The following is a 16981-nucleotide window of genomic DNA, read 5'->3' as shown; positions in this document are numbered from 1 at the left end:
CGGACGTGACAGTCACCGAGATCCGTCCGTCCGTGGGCCAGACGCTCCTGTGGTTCCTCGACCGCTACCGCGGCGAGGAGGGCGCGCTCAACTGCCCGGTGCTGTGCCGCGTGCGCGGCGGTCTCGACCGCGGCAGACTCCGGCAGGCGGTCGACCGGGTGGTCGACCGGCACGAGGCGCTGCGCACCACCTTCACCGGGGGTGGCCGCCGGCTCAAGGCGCTGGTGCACCCGGCCGCGTACCCGGAGATCCGCGAGGTCGACCTCAGCGGTGAGCCGGACCCCGAGGCGGCCGCCGACCGGGCGGTCGCCGAGGAGCTGGGCACCCGTATCGACGCGACCGGGAGCGCCGTGCGGATCACCCTGTGGCGGCTGGCCGAGGACCATCATGTGCTCTGCCTCAACATGCACCACATGGTCACCGACTCGTGGTCGTGCAACGTGATCTTCGAGGACCTGTGCGCCGCGCTGGAGGGGAAGCCGGCCGCCGAGGCGGCGCCGTACTCCCGGTTCGCCCAGGAGCAGCGCGAACTTCTGGCCGGGCCCGCGGGCAAGCGGCTGAGCAGCTTCTGGGGCGAGCGCCTCAAGGATGTGACGCTGCCGCCGCTGCCGATGCGGGAGGCCACCCCGGGCGCACCGCGTGACACCCGGCTGGTGCAGCACGTCCTTGAGGCGCCGACGGTCGCCGCACTCGACGCCCTGGCCAAACGGGAGCGGTCCACGATGTTCGTGGCCCTGCTCACCGCGTACTACCGCGCCCTGCGGTCGGTCAGCGGCACCGAAGACCTGGCGGTGGCGACCCTGTTCGCCAACCGGGGCGCCGAGCACCGCCGCACGGTGGGCTTCCTGGCCAACATGGTGCTGCTGCGGACCCGGCTGGCCGGTGACGACTTCACCGAGCACCTCCGGGCCACGCACAGCACGGTGATGGAGGCGTTCGTCCACCAGGCGCTGCCGTTCCAGATGCTCCCGATCAGACTCGGCGGTACGAGCAGGCGGCTGGACGACGTGGTCTTCCAGATGATGGCCGACCCGGTGTACTCCACCCGGGCCGGCGGGCTGGACCTGGAGGTCCTGGTCCCCGACGACGTGGCCACCCGCTTCGAGCTGGAGCTGGTCGCGGTGCCCGACCGGGACGCGGTGCGGGTGCTGCTCTTCTACAACCCCGACCGCTTCGAGAAGGAGTTCGCCGAGTCCCTGCTCGCCGGGTACGTCGACATCTGCACCGCCGCCGCCCGCGGGGCGGCGCCCCACTCCGACCAGGCCGGGGCGGCTGCCCCGGTCCCGCACGGGAGGCCACGATGACCAGTGAGGCGACCACCGGACGCGTCCTGTCCGCCGAGGAGATCCGCGACACCGTCGCCGCACGGCTGGAACTGCCCGCCGCGGAGATCGGTTTCGAGGAGGACCTCGTCACCCTCGGCCTGGACTCCCTGGGGATGATGACCCTGGCGGCGGCCTGGCAGGCGGACGGTGTCGAGGTGACCTTCGGCGACCTGGTGGAGGAGCCCACCGTGCGGGCCTGGGCCGCGCTCCTGTCCGGGGCCGACGACGGAGCTGACGTACGGCCTGCGGCGGCCGACGGCGACCCGTCCGCCGAGGCCGGTGAGTTCCCGCTGGCCCCGATGCAGCACGCCTACTGGTCGGGGCGGCAGCCCGGAATGCCGCTGGCCACCGGGTCGCACTTCTACTTCGAGTTCGACGTCACCGCCGACGCCGGGCGCTGGGACGGAGCGGTCGCGGCGCTGCGCCGCCGCCACCCGATGCTGCGCGCCGCTGTCGGCACCGACGGCCGCCAGCGGATCCTGCCGGAGTGCCGGGGCCTCGACGAGGTCGTCGACCTGCGCGGCCTCGATCAGGAGGAGCGCGACCGCCGACTGGGCGCTCTGCGCGAGGAGTTGTCCCATCAGACGCTGCCGGTCGGCCGTGGGGGCGGACTCGATGTGCGGCTGGCGCTGCTGCCGGACGGGAAGGGCCGGCTCTTCCTCGACATCGACATGATCGTCTGCGACGCGTCGAGTTTCCGCATCGTCATCGGCGACCTGGCCCGCCACTACCGGGACCCGGACACCGCTCCCCCGCAGCCCGCTCTCACCTTTCCCGAGTACCTCCGGCTCGTCGCCGCATCGGGCCGGGAGCCCCGTCCGGCCGATGTCTCGTACTGGCGCGACCGGGCCGAGGAGCTGCCCAGCGCACCGCAACTCCCCCTGGCCGTGGCCCCGGAGCGGGTCGACCGGGTGCACACCGTCCGGCGCCACGCCTGGCTGGCCCCGGAGACGTACCAGCGGTTCACCCAGCACGCGCGCAGCAGCGGGCTGACGGTGTCGATGGCGGTCGCCACGGCCTACGCGGACACTCTGGCGGCCTGGAGCGACGGCCCGGAGTTCCTGCTCAACCTGCCGGTGCTGAACCGGATCCCGGTCCACCCCGAAGTGGGCTCCCTCGTCGGGGACTTCACGGATCTACTGCTGCTCAGGGTGGCGCCCGACACCTGCCGCACCTTCACCGAGCGGGCCCGTGCGGTGCAGGAGCAGTACCGCCGTGACGCCGCGCACACGGCGTACGGGGGCACATCGGTCCTCCGCGACCTGGCCCGGACCACCGCCGGCGCCGGCCGGCGGGCGGGGGTCGTGTTCACGAGCGCGCTCAGCCTCGGCGAACTCTTCGACGAGGCGACCCGTGCGGTGCTGGGCGCCCCGGTGTGGATGAGTTCGCAGACGTCGGGCGTGTGGATCGACCTCCAGCTGACCGAGCACGAGGGCGGCATGCTGATCAACTGGGAGACCACCGAGAACCTCTTCGAGGCCGGGGTCCCCGAGGCGATGTTCGATACCTTCGTCAACCGCGTACGGCTGCTCGCCTCGCAGCCCAGCGCCTGGTGGGAGAGTCTGCCGATCCGGCCGCCCGCACCGCAGATCCAGGCGCGCCGACACGCCAACGACACCCGTGCCGAGCTGCCCGGCGGCACCCTGCACGAGGAGTTCTTCCGGCTGGCCGCCGCGAGCGGCGACGCACCGGCGGCACTCTGGGGCGACGGCGGGCAACTGACCTACGCCGAACTCGACGAGCGCGCACGGCGGTTGGCCCATGTCCTGCGGACGGCGGGCGTCACCGCGGGCGACCGGGTCGTGATCACACTGCCCAAGGGCGTCGACCAGGTGGTCGCGGTGCTGGCGGTGCACGCGCTGGGCGCGGCCTATGTGCCGGTGGGGACGGACCAGCCGGAGGCACGCAGGCGGGTGGTCGAGTCCCGGGCCGGGGCCCGTTTCGCGGTGACCGACGGCCGGGATCGCGGAGATGCCGACGGCCGGATCCTGACCGTCGACGTGGGGTGCGGCACCGATCCGGGGGTGCCGCTGCTGGAGCGGTTGGCCGCCGTCTCGCCCGAGGACCCGGCGTACGTGATCTTCACCTCCGGGTCGACCGGGGAGCCCAAGGGGGTGGAGCTCACCCATGCGGCGGCCCGCAACACCGTGGCCGCGCTGAACCGGCGCTACGCGGTGGGCCCCGCCGACCGCACGCTGTGCCTGTCGGCACTCGACTTCGACCTCTCCGTCTACGACATCTTCGCGCCCCTCACCTGCGGTGGCGCCCTGGTCCTGGTCGGCGACGAGGAGCGGCGCTCGCCGGAGGTGTGGCTGCGCCGGGCGGTCGGGAACCGGGCCACCGTCCTCAACTGCGTACCCGCGCTGCTGGACATGGCGCTGACGACGGCGGAGTCACTGACGGATTTACGCGAGTGGCCGTTCCGGCTGCACCTGCTCGGCGGCGACTGGGCCGGACTCGACCTGCCCGGCAGGGTGCACGCGCTGCGCCCGGACGGCGTCTTCGTCGCGCTGGGCGGGACCACCGAGACCGCGATCCACTCGACCGTCCAGGAGGTCGCGGAGGTCGACCCCTCCTGGACGTCGATCCCCTACAACGTGCCGCTGCCCAACCAGTTCTGCCGGATCGTCGACGAGCACGGGCGGGACCGCCCCGACTGGGTGGCCGGTGAGCTGTGGATCGGCGGGGCCGGGGTGGCGCGGGGCTATGTGGGCTCCCCCGATCTGACGGCGGCGAAGTTCGTGGAGGCTGACGGGCGGCGCTGGTACCGCACCGGCGACCGGGCCCGCTACCGGCCGGGGGCCGTGATCGAGTTCCTGGGCCGCGCCGACTTCCAGGTCAAGCTGAACGGCTACCGGATCGAACTCGGCGAGGTGGAGCGGGCGTTGGGACGGCACCCGGGCGTACGTGACGTCGTCGCCGTACCGGTTCCCGAGCACGGCGGCGCGCTGTACGCGCTGGTCACCCCGGCCGGGGCCGACACCGAGGGGGTGCTCGCCACCGCCGCCCTCCAGGTGCCGGAGTACATGGTGCCCGCCCGTGCCGTCGCCACCGACCAGCTGCCGCTGAGCCGCAACGGCAAGGTCGACCGGGCCGAGGTCCGGCGGCTGCTGGCCGAGGCGCTGGGTGAGCGGACGTCCGACGGCGACGCCCCCCGCGGCCGGGCGGAGCAGACCGTGGCCGCACTCTGGGCCGAGCTTCTCGGTGGTACGGGGGCCGGCCGGACCACCAACTTCTTCCATGTCGGCGGGGACAGCCTCCAGGCCACCCGCATGCTCGCCGCCCTTCGCCGCCAGGGGTACGAGGCGCGGCTCGGCGACCTGTTCACCCAGCCCACGGTGAGCGGTTTCGCCGCGACCCTGGAAGCCGTCGAGGCCGCCGCGCCCGGCATCGTCCCGGCCGATCCGGCCCGTCGCCACGAGCCGTTCCCGCTCACCGATGTGCAGCGCGCCTACTGGCTCGGCCGCGACCCCGGCTACGCGCTCGGCGGTGTCGCGTCCTACTGGTACTGGGAGTTCGAGAGCGACGACGTCGACCTCGACCGGCTGGAGGCCGCCTGGAACCGGCTGGTGCGGCGCCACGAGATGATGCGCGCCGTGCTGGACGGCGAGGGCGGGCAGCGGATCCTGCCCGAGGTCCCGCACTACCGCTTCGCGGTCACCCGCACCACCGCCGCCGACCACGAGAAGGCGGTCGAGGAGCTGGGGACCATGGAGCAACAGGTGCTGGATGTGACCTCCTGGCCGCTGTTCGACGTACGCGCCGTGCGGCGGGACGACGGGCACACCGTGTTCGGGGTCGGCTTCGACTACGTCGTCCTCGACGCGCTGTCGATCATGACCATCTTCACCGAACTGTCCGCGCTCTACGCCGACCCCGACCGCGAACTCCCGCCCCTGGAGCTGTCCTTCCGCGACTATCTGCTCGCCGAGCGGACCGACCCGGCGGCCAGGGCGCGGGACGAGGCGTTCTGGCTGGCCGCGATCGAGGAGCTGCCGGCCGCCCCCGCGCTGCCCATGGCCCTCGACCCGGAACACGTCGACCGGCCGCGCTTCGTGCGGGAGGAGTTCCGGCTCTCCCCGGAGACCTGGGCGCGGCTGCGCCGCCGGACCGCCGAGGCGGGGCTGACCGCTTCGACCGTCGTGGCGGCCGCCTTCGCCGAGGTGCTGGCCGCGTGGAGCGCGGAGACCTCGCTGACGCTCAACCTGACGGTTTTCGACCGGCGCGATGTGCACCCCCAAGTGGCCCAGGTGGTGGGCGACTTCACCTCCTTGCTGCTGCTGGGCCACCACAGCGACCCCGACAGCTCCTGGGCCGATACCGTGCGACGGCTCCAGGGGCAGGTCTGGGAGGGCATCGAGCACAACAACGTCCCGACCACCTGGGTGCTCCAGCAGCTGGCCCGCCGCACCGGGGGCGGTCAGATGCTGATGCCGGTGGTGTTCACCTCCACCCTCGGGGTCAGCGCGGACTTCAAGGACCTGACGTTCGGCTTCGGCGAGCTGCGGCGCGGCCTCTCGCAGAGCCCGCAGGTCGCCCTGGACTGCCAGGTGGTGGAGCGGGACGGCGGCCTCGCCGTCAACTGGGACCATGTCGAGGGCCTCCACAGCCCCCAGGTCGTACCCGCCGCCCTGGAGGCGATGCGCCGCCTCCTGGTGGAGCTGGCCGACAGCGACTGGTCCCGCCCGGCCCCGCCGATCAGGCTCCCCGAGGCGCAGGCGAAGGTCCGCGCCGGGGTCAACGACACGGCCGTCGCCCGCCCCTCCCGTACGCTGCACCAGCCCGTCCTGGACCACGCCCGCACCTCCCCCGACGCCGTCGCCGTGCGCTCGGCCTCCGGGTCCGTGCTGAGCTACGCCGAGCTGGCCGAGCGCACCCTCGCGGTCGCCGGGCACCTCCTGGCGCTCGGGGCCCGGCCGGGCGACCCGGTGGTCGTCTCGCTGCCGAAGGGCCCCGACCAGGTGGTCGCGGTGCTCGGCGTCCTGGCCGCCGGGTGCTGCTACGTACCGGTCGGCGTCGGCCAGCCTGCGGGGCGGCGCAACCGGATCGTGCGTTCCGCCGGGGCGCGTCTGGCCCTGGTCGAAGCGGGTCCGGGCGCCGGGGAGGAGTGGGACGGGGCGGTGCGGCTGGTCCCGGTGGCCGAGGCGACGGGGGCCGAGCTGGTGGCGGAGCCCGTACCGGTCGACCCGGCGCGGATCGCGTACGTCATCTACACCTCGGGCTCCACCGGTGAGCCCAAGGGGGTGGAGATCAGCCACGCGGCCGCGGCCAACACCATCGACGACGTGAACGCCCGCTACGGCGTGGGGCCGGGCGATGTGGCGTTGCAGGTCTCGGCCCTCGACTTCGACCTGTCCGTCTACGACCTGTTCGGGCTGCTGGGGGCGGGCGGCACGCTGGTGACGCTGACCGAGGAGACCTGGCGGGAGGCGGCCGTCTGGGCCCGCCTCGCCGCCGAGCACGGGGTCACCGTCTGGAACACGGTGCCGACCCTCCTCGACATGCTGCTGGTGGCCTGCGAGTCGGGCCCGGACCTGTCGCGGCTGCGGGTGGCGATCGTCTCGGGCGACTGGGTGGGGCTGGACCTGCCCGACCGGCTCCGGGCGGTCGCCCCCGACGCGCTCCTGGTCGCCATGGGCGGCGCCACCGAGGCTTCGATCTGGTCGAACGCCTTCGACGTGACGGCCCTCGACCCGGCGTGGGTGTCGATCCCGTACGGATATCCGCTGGCCAACCAGTGCTTCCGCGTCGTCGACGAACACGGCCGCGACCGGCCCGACTTCGTCCCCGGCGAGCTGTGGATCGGGGGTGATGGGGTGGCGCTCGGCTACCGCGGGGACCCCGAGCGCACCGCGGCCGCTTTCGTGGAGGCGGGCGGCGAGAGGTGGTACCGGACCGGCGACCTGGGCCGCTACCACCCCTCGGGCGTCCTGGAGTTCCTCGGGCGGCGCGACCACCAGGTGAAGGTGCGCGGGCACCGGATCGAACTCGGGGAGATCGAGACCCGGCTGCGTGAGCTGGACGGTGTCGCGAACGCCGTGGCGTGGGTCGACAGCGGTGCGGGCGTACGCCGCCTGGCCGCGGTCGTCACCCCGGAGCCCGGCACCGGCCCGGCGCCGGAGGAGGCGGAGCTGCTGGCCGCGCTGGCCGGGCATCTGCCGTCCTACATGCTCCCCGAGCACCTCACCCTGGTCGACCGGCTGCCCCTGAGCGCCAACGCCAAGGTGGACCGCGCCGCCGTCGCCCGCCTGTACGGCCCGCGCCGCACGGCCGGGGCGCCGCCCGCCGACGACCGGCCGCGTGAGGGCACCGAACGCGCGGTGGCCGAGGTGTGGGCAAAGCTGCTGGCGGCGCCCGAGGTGGGCCGCTCGGCCGACTTCTTCGGCCTGGGCGGCGACAGTCTCATCGCCACCCGGGTCATCCAGCAGTTCTCGCAGCGCTTCGGCGTGGAGCTCTCCCTGCGGCAGCTCTTCAACCATCCGACCGTCGCCGCGATCGCCGCCGTCGTCGACGGCGAGATCTCCGGCAGCCACCAGCACGAAGCGTCCGTACGACTGGAAGAAGGTGTCCTGTGACCGCCGCCGACATCATCAGCGAACTCGAACAGGTCGGCCTGCACCTCTGGGAGGACGGGGGCAAGCTCCGCTTCCGGGGGCCGGAGGGGGCGATGACCCCCGAGCGCCGGAAGCTCCTGGCCGGCCGGCGGGAGGACGTTCTGCGGGAGCTGCGCGAGCGCGGCCCGCGCCAGGTGCGGCCGGACCCCGCGTCGGCCCATGAGCCGTTCCCGCTCACCGAGGTCCAGTCGGCGTACCTGCTGGGCCGCCGGGGCGCCTTCGCGTACGGGTCGGTGCCCTGCCACGCCTACGGTGAGCTGGAGTTCGCCGGGCTGGACCGCGACCGGCTGCTGCGGGCCTGGCGCCGGGTGGTCGACCGGCACGAGATGCTGCGCGTGGTCATCGACTACGACGGCTACCAGCGGGTCCTGGAGGACCCGCCCGCCCCGGTCATCGGCTGGCACGACGCGACCGGTCTGCCGGGCCCGGCGGGCGAGGAGGTGCTGCGCGAGGTCCGCGGCCGGCTCTCCGAGGAGTCCAAGGACGTCACCGCGTGCCCGCTGTACACCCTGGAGGTCACCGAGCTGGCCGACCGGGCCGTCCTGCACTTCTCGATCGACTTCCTGATCGCCGACTATGTGAGCATCTACCGGCTGCTGGACGAGTTCGGCACCTTCTACGAGGACCCGGAGGCGGACCTCCCGGCCCCGGCGATCTCGTTCCGCGACTATCTGCGGGCGGAGCGCGCGGTCCGGCAGGGCCCCGCCTACGAGCGGGACCGCGACTACTGGCTGGCGCGGCTGGACAGCCTGCCGCCTGCGCCCGAACTGCCGCTGGTGGCCCGGCCCAGCCGGCAGGGCACGGCAAGCTTCGTCCGCCGCGAACTGCGACTGGAGCCCGCCGTCTGGTCGGCGCTGAAGGCTCGCGCCGGGGAGCACCGGATCTCCGCGTCGACGGCGGTGATGGCCGCGTACGCCGAGGTCATCGGCCGCTGGAGCCGCAGTCCGCGCTTCACCCTCGATGTGACGGTGCTCAGCCGGCTGCCCCTGCACCCCGATGTCGGCGCGATCGTCGGGGACTTCACCTCCGTGGAGTTGCTGGCCGTCGACGGCGGCTGCGCCGACACGTTCGCCGGGCGCGCCCGGAAGGCCGGGGAGCAGCTCTTCGAGGACCTGGACCACCGGCTGTTCTCGGGGGTGGAGGTGCTGCGCGAGCTGACGCGACGCCGGGGACAGCAGGGGTCGTTGATGCCCGTGGTGTTCACCAGCGCCATCGGGCTCTCCGACGGCCTGGCCCCGCAGGGGCTGATGCGGTCGGAGATCCGCAACGGCATCAGCCAGACGCCGCAGGTCTGGGTGGACTGCCAGGCCATGGAGTCCGGGGGCTCCCTGCTCGTCAACTGGGACGTGCGGGAGGACACCGTGCCCGCCCCGGTGCTGGACGACATGTTCGCCGCGTTCCGCACCCTGCTGCACCGGCTCGCCGACGAGGACGGCGCCTGGGACAGCGACCCGCTGACGCTCCCCGCCCACCAGGCGCGGCGCCGGGCGGCGGTCAACGACACCGCCCGCCCGGTCGGTGACGCCCTCCTCCACCAGGCGCTGATGGACCAGGCGCGCCGCCGCCCGGAGGCGACGGCCGTGACCGGTCACGGCGGGAGCGTCGACTACGCCACCCTGACCGGCCGGGCCGCTGCCGTGGCCGCGGCGCTCGCCGAGCACGGCCACAAGCCGCACCAGCGCGTCGCGGTGGTGCTGGAGAAGGGCTGGGAGCAGATCGCCGGGGCGCTCGGGGTGCTGCTGGCCGGGGGCACCTACGTACCGATCGAGGCCGCCCAGCCCGATGCCCGGCGCAACAGGATCATCGAGTCCGCCGGGATCGGCCTGGTGGTCGGTCACAGCACGGTCGGGGCCCAACTGCCCACCGGGGTCGGGCGCATCGATGTGGACCGGCTGCCCGGGACGCCCGCCACCGGGCCCGAGGCGGTGCGGGTCGCCCCCGGGGACTCGGCGTACGTCATCTTCACCTCGGGCTCCACCGGCGAGCCGAAGGGGGTGGAGATCAGCCACCGGGCGGCGGTGAACACCCTCGACGACGTCTGCCGCCGCTTCGGGATCGGCGAGGACGATGTCGCGCTGGGGCTCTCCAGCCTCGGCTTCGACCTCTCGGTCTTCGACATCTTCGGCGTTCTCGGCCGGGGCGGCACCCTGGTGCTCCCCGCCCCGGAGCGCCGTACCGACCCCTCGCACTGGGGTGAGCTGATCGCCGGGCACGGGGTGACCGTGCTGAACACGGTGCCCGCCCAGATGATGCTGCTGGAGGAGTATCTGCGCGGCGAGGGGCGCGAGTTCACCGGGATCCGGCTCGGCATGATGTCCGGCGACTGGATCCCCGTGACGCTCCCCGACGCCGTCCGCGCCCGCCTGCCCCGGGTGGAGCTGTTCAGCCTGGGCGGCGCCACCGAGGCGGCGATCTGGTCGATCGTCCACCCGATCGGCGAGGTCGACCCCGAGGCGCCGAGCATCCCGTACGGCACTCCGCTGGAGAACCAGCGCTTCCATGTGCTGGACGCCTCGCTGCGGCCCAGCCCCGACCTCGTCGTCGGTGACCTCTACATCGCCGGTACGGGCCTGGCCGAGGGCTATCTCGGCGACCCGGCGAAAACGGCGGCGAGCTTCCTGGAGCTGCCGGACGGTGAGCGGGTCTACCGCACCGGCGACCTCGCCCGCTATCTGCCCGACGGGGCCCTCGAGTTCATCGGCCGCGACGACCGGCAGGTCAAGATCCGCGGCCACCGCATCGAACTGGCCGAGGTGGAGTCGGCCCTGGCCGCCGACCCGCAGGTGGACGCGGTGGCGGTGGCCACCCAGGGCGAGCGCAACGACCGCAGGCTGGTCGCCTTCGTCTCCCCGGCGCAGGCCGACCCGGCCGACCACGCAGTGGACGCCACCCTGCGGCCCGAAGTCCTCGCGTCGGCCGATGAGATCCGCGCCGGGGTGGATGTGGCGAAGGTCGTGGAGTTCGCGGCCGTACTCGACGACGCGGCGCTGCGCCGCATGGTCGACGTCCTGCGCCGGGAGGGCGTGTGGCCCGACGCGGCGGCCCGCCACACCACCTCCGAGGTGATGCGGCTGGCCCGGGTGGCGCCCAAGCACGAGCGGCTGGTACGCCGCTGGCTGGCCGCCTGTGTGGAGAACGGCTACCTGGACAAGGGTGAGGACGGCACCTTCGGCTGTCTGCGCCTGGTCACCCCCGAGGACGTCGAGGAGGCCTGGGCCGAGGTCGACCGGCTGCTGCCGGAGGCCAACGACCGTCCGGAGCTGGTGGACTACTTCAAGCTGGCCGCCGCCCATCTGGCGGAGCTGATGCGGGACGAGCGCGACCCGCTGCGGATGCTCTTCCCCGAGGGGGATCTGAGCATCCACGAGGCCGCCTACATGGAGGGTTTCCTCTCCCGCTACCTCAACCGGCTGGCCACCGGCACCGTGCTGGGGGTGGCGCGGCGCAACACCACCGGCCGGCCGCTGCGGGTGCTGGAGGTCGGGGCGGGGGTCGGCGGCACCAGCGTCGACACCATTCCGGCGCTGGACGGCGAGAACGTGCGCTACACCTTCAGCGATGTGTCGCAGTTCTTCCTGAACAAGGCGGGTGAGCGGTTCGCGGACCACCCCTGGGTCGACTACGCCCTGTTCGACTTCAACGAGCCCTTCCGCGAGCAGGGGGTGAGGCCGAACTCGGTGGACGTGATCCTCTGCGGCAACGTCATGCACTACGCCAAGGACGCCCGCGCGGTGCTGCGCCGGATGCGCGAGGCGCTGGTGCCCGGCGGGTGGCTGGTCTTCATCGAGACGACCCGTGACAACTACCAGATCCTGACCTCGATGGAGTTCCTCTTCGACGCCACGGCCGGGGACTTCCAGGACGTACGGCACGGCAAGGACCAGACGTTCATCGGCCGCCACCAGTGGTACGGCCTGCTGGCCGAGGCCGGGGCCGATCTGGAGCTGTGCGTCCCGGCGCCGGAGGACGAGCTGGCCCGTATCGGCATGCACGTCTTCGCGGCCCGCTTCAAGACCGACCGCGAGCCGGTCGATACCGAGGTGCTCACCCGGCGGCTCGCCGAGCGGCTTCCGGCGGAGATGATCCCCTCGCGCTTCGAGGTGCTGGACGCGGTGCCGCTGACCGCCAACGGCAAGGTCGACCGCGCCACCCTCGCGGACTGGGCCGAGCAGCACCGTAACGCCGGGGCGGTGGTCTCCCAGGACGGCCCGCACGAGGCCGGTGAGCTGGAGCTGGGTGTCGCCGGGGTGTACGCGGAGGTGCTGCGCGAGACGGAGGTCCCGCTGGAGACCAACTTCTACGCCCTCGGCGGGGATTCGCTGCTGGCCGCCCAGCTCGTCACCGCCCTGCGCGAGCAGGTTCCGGCCGCGGCCGAGGTCTTCTTCGACGAGCTGCTGCGTGAACTGCTCGGCGGCGCCTCGGTACGCGAGCTGTCCGCCTTCCTCCAGCAGGGGCAGGCCGGGACCGAGGAGGGCGGGGAGGACGACGAACTCGCCCTGGCCGGAGCGGCGGACGCCCTCGGCAACCCGGTGCACGTCCTGGTCGGCGACGGCCTGGGCGAGGACGCCGGACGGCTCGCCGCGGGCCTCGGCGAACGGGACCCGGTGGCCGTCGTGCCCCCGGTCCGGGTGGCCGACGGGCAGTCCCTGGAGGACCTGGCCCAGGAGATCGTGACGAAGGTACGCGCGCTGAGCCCGGGCCCCTTCCACCTGATCGGTGCCCACAGCGGGGGCGTCCTGGCCCTGGCGGTGGCACAGCAGCTGGTGGAGCTGGGCGCCCCGGTGTGCGGGCTGACCCTGCTGAGCAGCTACCCGCTTCCGGCCACGGTCCGCGACGACCTGCTCGAAGAGGCGCTGCTCTGCCTGGACCGCGGGCTTGACCCGGCCGCCCTGGACTACCCGGACATCGCCGCGCTGGGCCGGGCGCTGGCCGTGCTCGCCCCGGCCGGTGACATCGCGCCGGGAGCGCTGGCCGCCCTGGCCGACCGGGACGAACCGGAGCTGCGGGCCGTGGGCGAAGTGGCGGCCGCGGCCGCCGCGACCCCGCGCGAGGAGCGGCACACCAGGATCGCCGGGGCGCTGGGCCGCACCGCCGACGAGATCGCCGGGCGGCTCGTACGGGGCCGGGCGCTGGCGGCCCTGGTCGCCGCCCACGACCCGGGGATCTACACCGGGGAGGCCCGCCTGCTGGTGCACGCGGAGGAGTCCCCGATCTGGCCCGCCATGGCCGCCGACATGACCGGGCTCTGGGAGTCGGTGTGCGTCGGGGGGCTGCGGCGGGAGACGGTTCCGGGAGACCACTTCACCTGCCGTGGGCTGGTCGCTCCCGGTGCGATCGACCTGCCCGAGGAGGACGCGTGAGCGAGCACATCACCCCGACGGTCGCGGTCGTCGGCGCCTACGGTGCCGTCGGCGCCGCCGCCGTACAGGCCATCGCGGACCGCCGGCCCGACGCCGTCGTCCGGCTCGGCGGGCGCGACCGGGCGCAGGCCGAATCCCTGCTGGCCAAGTGCGGCCTGCGCGGTGAGGCCGTCGCGGTCGACCTGTACGACGGCCGGTCGCTGGCGCAGTTCTGCCGGGGCGCCCGGGTGGTGCTCAACTGCGCGGGCCCCTCCTACCAGGTCCTGGACCGGGTGGCCTGGGCAGCGGCGGCGGCCGGTGCCGACTACGTCGATCCGGGCGGGGACGAACCGCTCCTGGAGGCGCTGACGCGGCCGGGCACGTTCACCGGTACGGCGGTGATCACCGCCGGGATGCAGCCCGGGCTGACCGGGCTGCTCCCCCGCCACCTCTGCACCGCGATGAGCGACCCGCGGCGGCTCACGGCCTATGTCGGCACGATGGACCGGCTCACCCCGGCCGGGGCCGCCGACTACCTGCTCTCCATGGGCGGCGCCTACGGCGAGGCCCGCGGCGCGATCCGGGGCGGTATCCGCGTGGAACGCGAGCTGGAACCGCGTACCGGTGTCGAACTGCCTTACGCGGGCAACCGGGTCGACGTCTACCCCTACCTCAGCTTCGAGTCCGCGCGGCTCCCCGAGATCACCGGGCTGAGCGAGATCGACTGGTACAACGTCTTCGACGGCGGCGCGCACATGATGAACTGCCTGAGCCGGCTCCAGGGGGCGATGCGCGGTGAGTCCGGGCTCGCCGAGGCGGCCGAGGAGCTGACGCGCGCGGCGGCCCTGGACCTGTTCGGCCGGGACCCCTTCCAGCTGATGCTGTTCGAGGTCACGGGCCTCGACGACGGGAGGCCCGCCACCCGGAGCCTGGCCCTGCGCGCCGACGACACCTACGCCCTGACCGGGCTGGCCGCGGCGCTGGCGGTGCTGGCGGTGCTCGGCGGGGGGCTCTCCCCGGGGGTGCACTTCGGCTCCGACGTACTGGACGCCGAACCGGTGCTCGCCGCCCTGCGGGCCGAACCCGCGGTCGGGTTGCTGGACGTCACCGACCGGCCGATCCTCGCGGCCCGCGCCATGGAGGAAGGCGAGCTGTGACCCGGCCGCGCGTCCTGGTGGCCGGCACCGGTTTCGGCCGCGCCTATCTGGCGGCCTTCGAGCGGGCCGACCACGACTTCGAGCTGGCCGGGATCCTCGCCTCCGGGAGCGCCCGCAGCCGCGCCTGCGCCGAGCACTACGGCGTACCGCTGTGGTCGGCGGTCGAGGAGGTGCCCGGCGATGTCGACCTGGCCTGTGTGGTCATCGGCGGGGTGATGAACGGCGGTCCGGGCCCGGCGCTCTCGCAGGCGCTGATGCGCCGCGGCCTGCATGTGCTCCAGGAGCACCCGCTGCACCCCGACGAACTGGTCGCCTGCCTGCGGGCCGCCACCGAGGCCGGTGTGGTGTTCCGGTTGAACACCCACTACCCCCAGGTGGAGCCGGTGCGCCGGTTCATCGAGGTCGCCCGCGACCTGGTGGCCCGGCAGCGGCCGCTCTTCCTCGATGTGACCTGCGCCTTCCAGGTGCTCTACACGGTCTTCGACATCCTGGGCCGCGCGCTGGGGGCGATCCGCCCGCACGGGGTCGACGGGGTGCTAGCGGGCCCGGAGGGGGCGCCGTACCGGAGTCTCACCGGGCGTTTCGCCGGTGTCCCGATGTCCTTCCGGCTCCAGAACGAGCTGGCGCCCGCCGACCCGGACAATTACAGCCATCTGTTCCACCGCATCACCCTGGGCACGGACGGCGGCCACCTCACCCTGGTCAACACGCACGGCCCGGTGGAGTGGAGCATGCGCCCGCACATGCCCGGCGACATGAAGGAGCTGGTCCGCTTCGGCGACTCCGCCGCCCCTCATCTCCGGGTGCCGAGCGTGCAGCACCTGGGGCCCGCCGAGGGCGCCTCGTACACCGAGGTGCTGCGCGAGCTGTGGCCGCAGGCCACGGCGCGGGCGATGCGCGAGACCTGGGACGACGTGCGGGCGGGCGCCGACAGCCGGGGGCACGTGCAGTACCACATCGCCCTGGCCAGGCTGGCGATGAGCGTGGCCGAGGCATGCGGACCGGTCCGGCTGCACCACCCGGAGCCGCCCGAACTCCTTTCAACGGCAGACCTGTTGGAGGTGAAGCCATGAGCACCGAGGTCCCCAGCCCCTGGCTGCGCGGCTACTTCCCGCGCCCCCGGGCCCGGCTGCGGGTGGTGTTCTTCCCGCACGGCGGCGGCTCCGCGAGCTTCTACCGCCCCCTGGTGCGTGACCTCCCCGACGAGGTGGAGGGCTGGGTGGTGCAGTACCCCGGCCGGGAGGACCGCATCGGCGACCCCTGCTGCACCGACATGCCGGGCCTCGTGGAGCCGCTGGCCAAGGCGCTGGCGTACCTCGACGACCGGCCCGTGTGGTTCTTCGGGCACAGCATGGGTGCCTCCGTCGCGCACGAGATCACCCGCCTCCTGGGCGCGGTGGGCGGGACGCTCCCGGAGCGGCTGGTCGTCTCCGGCCGCCCCGGCCCGGCCCGGCAGCGGCCCGACGACAAGCACCTGGACGACGACCGGCTCTGGGACGACGTGTGCTCGCTCGGCGGCACCGACGAGCAGCTGCTGCGGCTGCCGGGCGTACGCGAGATGGCGCTGCCCGCGCTCCGGGCGGACTACCGCCTGGTGGGCACCTACCGTCCGCCGCCCGGCCGCGACCTCTCGGTGCCGGTGAGCGTCTGCTACGGCACCGAGGACCCGGAGGTCGACACGGAGGACGCGGCGGCGTGGGCGGCGGCCACCTCCGCCGACACCGAGCTGGTCCGCTTCCCGGGCGGCCACTTCTACCTGCGCGGCGACGCCCAGGCCGCGTTGACGGCCTGGCTGGAACAGCGACTGCGCGGCCGCCCCCGGGATGCCCCCACCGACCCCGCCGGAAGGAACCGAGGATGATCGTACGACCCGTCGTGGAGAAGTACGCCGAGGAGGCCTCCTCCCCCGCGCCGCCCTGGCTGGCCGGGCTGGTCGCCGACACGGAGGCCGGGACCGAGCTGCCCGCCATGATGGTGGGGAGCCTGGAGGGGGAGTTCCTGGCCGCCCTGGTCTTCGCCCTGCGGCCCCGCCGCATCCTGGAGATCGGCACGTTCACCGGCTACTCCGCCCTGTGCATGGCCGAGGCGATGCCCGCCGACGCCGAGCTCCTCACCTGCGAACTGAGCCCGCTGCACGCCTCGATCGCCCGCAAGCACTTCGGGGCCTCGCCCTGGGCCGACCGCATCCGGCTGCTGGAGGGCCCGGCCCTGCCGTCGGTGGAGGGGCTGCCCGGCCCCTTCGACCTGGTCTTCATCGATGCCGACAAGACCGGGTACGTCGACTACTACGAGGCGGTGCTGCCCAAGCTGTCCCCGCACGGGCTGATCCTGGCCGACAACGTGCTCCAGTTCGGCGGGGTCGCCAACGAGCGGGACCAGCAGCCCGACACCGTCGCCATGCGCGCGTTCAACGCCCATGTCGCAGCCGACGACCGGGTACGGCAGAGCGTGCTCACCGTGCGCGAGGGCGTCACCGTGATCCGCCGGGCCGGCTGAGCAGCTGCCCGTAGAGCGACGAAGCCCGGGCCCCTCCCAGGGGTCCGGGC

General features: G+C 73.6%; 7 protein-coding genes. All 7 read left to right on the top strand.

From position 1 onward, the window contains the following. Positions 1-5: 5 nt before the first annotated feature. From GTY67_RS32345 to GTY67_RS32315, 7 genes are read left to right on the top strand one after another with little or no spacing between them, the layout of a single operon-like run. The gene (locus tag GTY67_RS32345; RefSeq protein ID WP_343238798.1) at positions 6-1304 is read left to right on the top strand and encodes a condensation domain-containing protein; all 1299 of its coding nucleotides are present in this window, start codon (positions 6-8) and stop codon (positions 1302-1304) included. Beyond that, positions 1301-7900 (top strand): non-ribosomal peptide synthetase, encoded by a 6600-nt coding sequence (locus tag GTY67_RS32340; RefSeq protein WP_161281384.1) that lies wholly within the window; start codon positions 1301-1303, stop codon positions 7898-7900. The genes GTY67_RS32345 and GTY67_RS32340 overlap by 4 nt, the downstream gene beginning before the upstream one ends. Next, a complete protein-coding gene (locus GTY67_RS32335) occupies positions 7897-13299 on the top strand; it encodes a non-ribosomal peptide synthetase (RefSeq protein ID WP_161281383.1) in 5403 nt (1800 codons plus the stop codon). Before GTY67_RS32340 ends, GTY67_RS32335 begins: the two co-directional genes overlap by 4 nt. Beyond that, positions 13296-14435: a saccharopine dehydrogenase NADP-binding domain-containing protein gene (locus GTY67_RS32330; protein ID WP_093689488.1), complete on the top strand. Its 1140-nt coding sequence runs from the start codon at positions 13296-13298 to the stop codon at positions 14433-14435. Before GTY67_RS32335 ends, GTY67_RS32330 begins: the two co-directional genes overlap by 4 nt. Then, positions 14432-15508: a Gfo/Idh/MocA family oxidoreductase gene (locus GTY67_RS32325; RefSeq protein ID WP_161281382.1), complete on the top strand. Its 1077-nt coding sequence runs from the start codon at positions 14432-14434 to the stop codon at positions 15506-15508. The genes GTY67_RS32330 and GTY67_RS32325 overlap by 4 nt, the downstream gene beginning before the upstream one ends. Next, positions 15505-16296: an alpha/beta fold hydrolase gene (locus GTY67_RS32320; RefSeq protein ID WP_093689484.1), complete on the top strand. Its 792-nt coding sequence runs from the start codon at positions 15505-15507 to the stop codon at positions 16294-16296. The genes GTY67_RS32325 and GTY67_RS32320 overlap by 4 nt, the downstream gene beginning before the upstream one ends. Next, complete coding sequence (locus tag GTY67_RS32315) at positions 16293-16931, top strand: class I SAM-dependent methyltransferase (protein WP_161281381.1); 639 nt, start codon at positions 16293-16295, stop codon at positions 16929-16931. Before GTY67_RS32320 ends, GTY67_RS32315 begins: the two co-directional genes overlap by 4 nt. Positions 16932-16981: the final 50 nt, after the last annotated feature.

The sequence above is a fragment of the Streptomyces sp. SID8374 genome (genome assembly GCF_009865135.1).
In the GTDB taxonomy this organism is placed as follows: domain Bacteria; phylum Actinomycetota; class Actinomycetes; order Streptomycetales; family Streptomycetaceae; genus Streptomyces.
Note: the sequence above shows the minus strand (reverse complement) of the source record. Positions and strands in the feature narration are given on the sequence as shown.

Bases quoted from the DNA above. Each gene is read 5' to 3' on its own strand.
- GTY67_RS32315 (WP_161281381.1), top strand. From the start codon at position 16,293: ATGATCGTACGACCCGTCGTGGAGAAGTACGCCGAGGAGGCCTCCTCC.
- GTY67_RS32320 (WP_093689484.1), top strand. From the start codon at position 15,505: ATGAGCACCGAGGTCCCCAGCCCCTGGCTGCGCGGCTACTTCCCGCGC.
- GTY67_RS32340 (WP_161281384.1), top strand. From the start codon at position 1,301: ATGACCAGTGAGGCGACCACCGGACGCGTCCTGTCCGCCGAGGAGATC.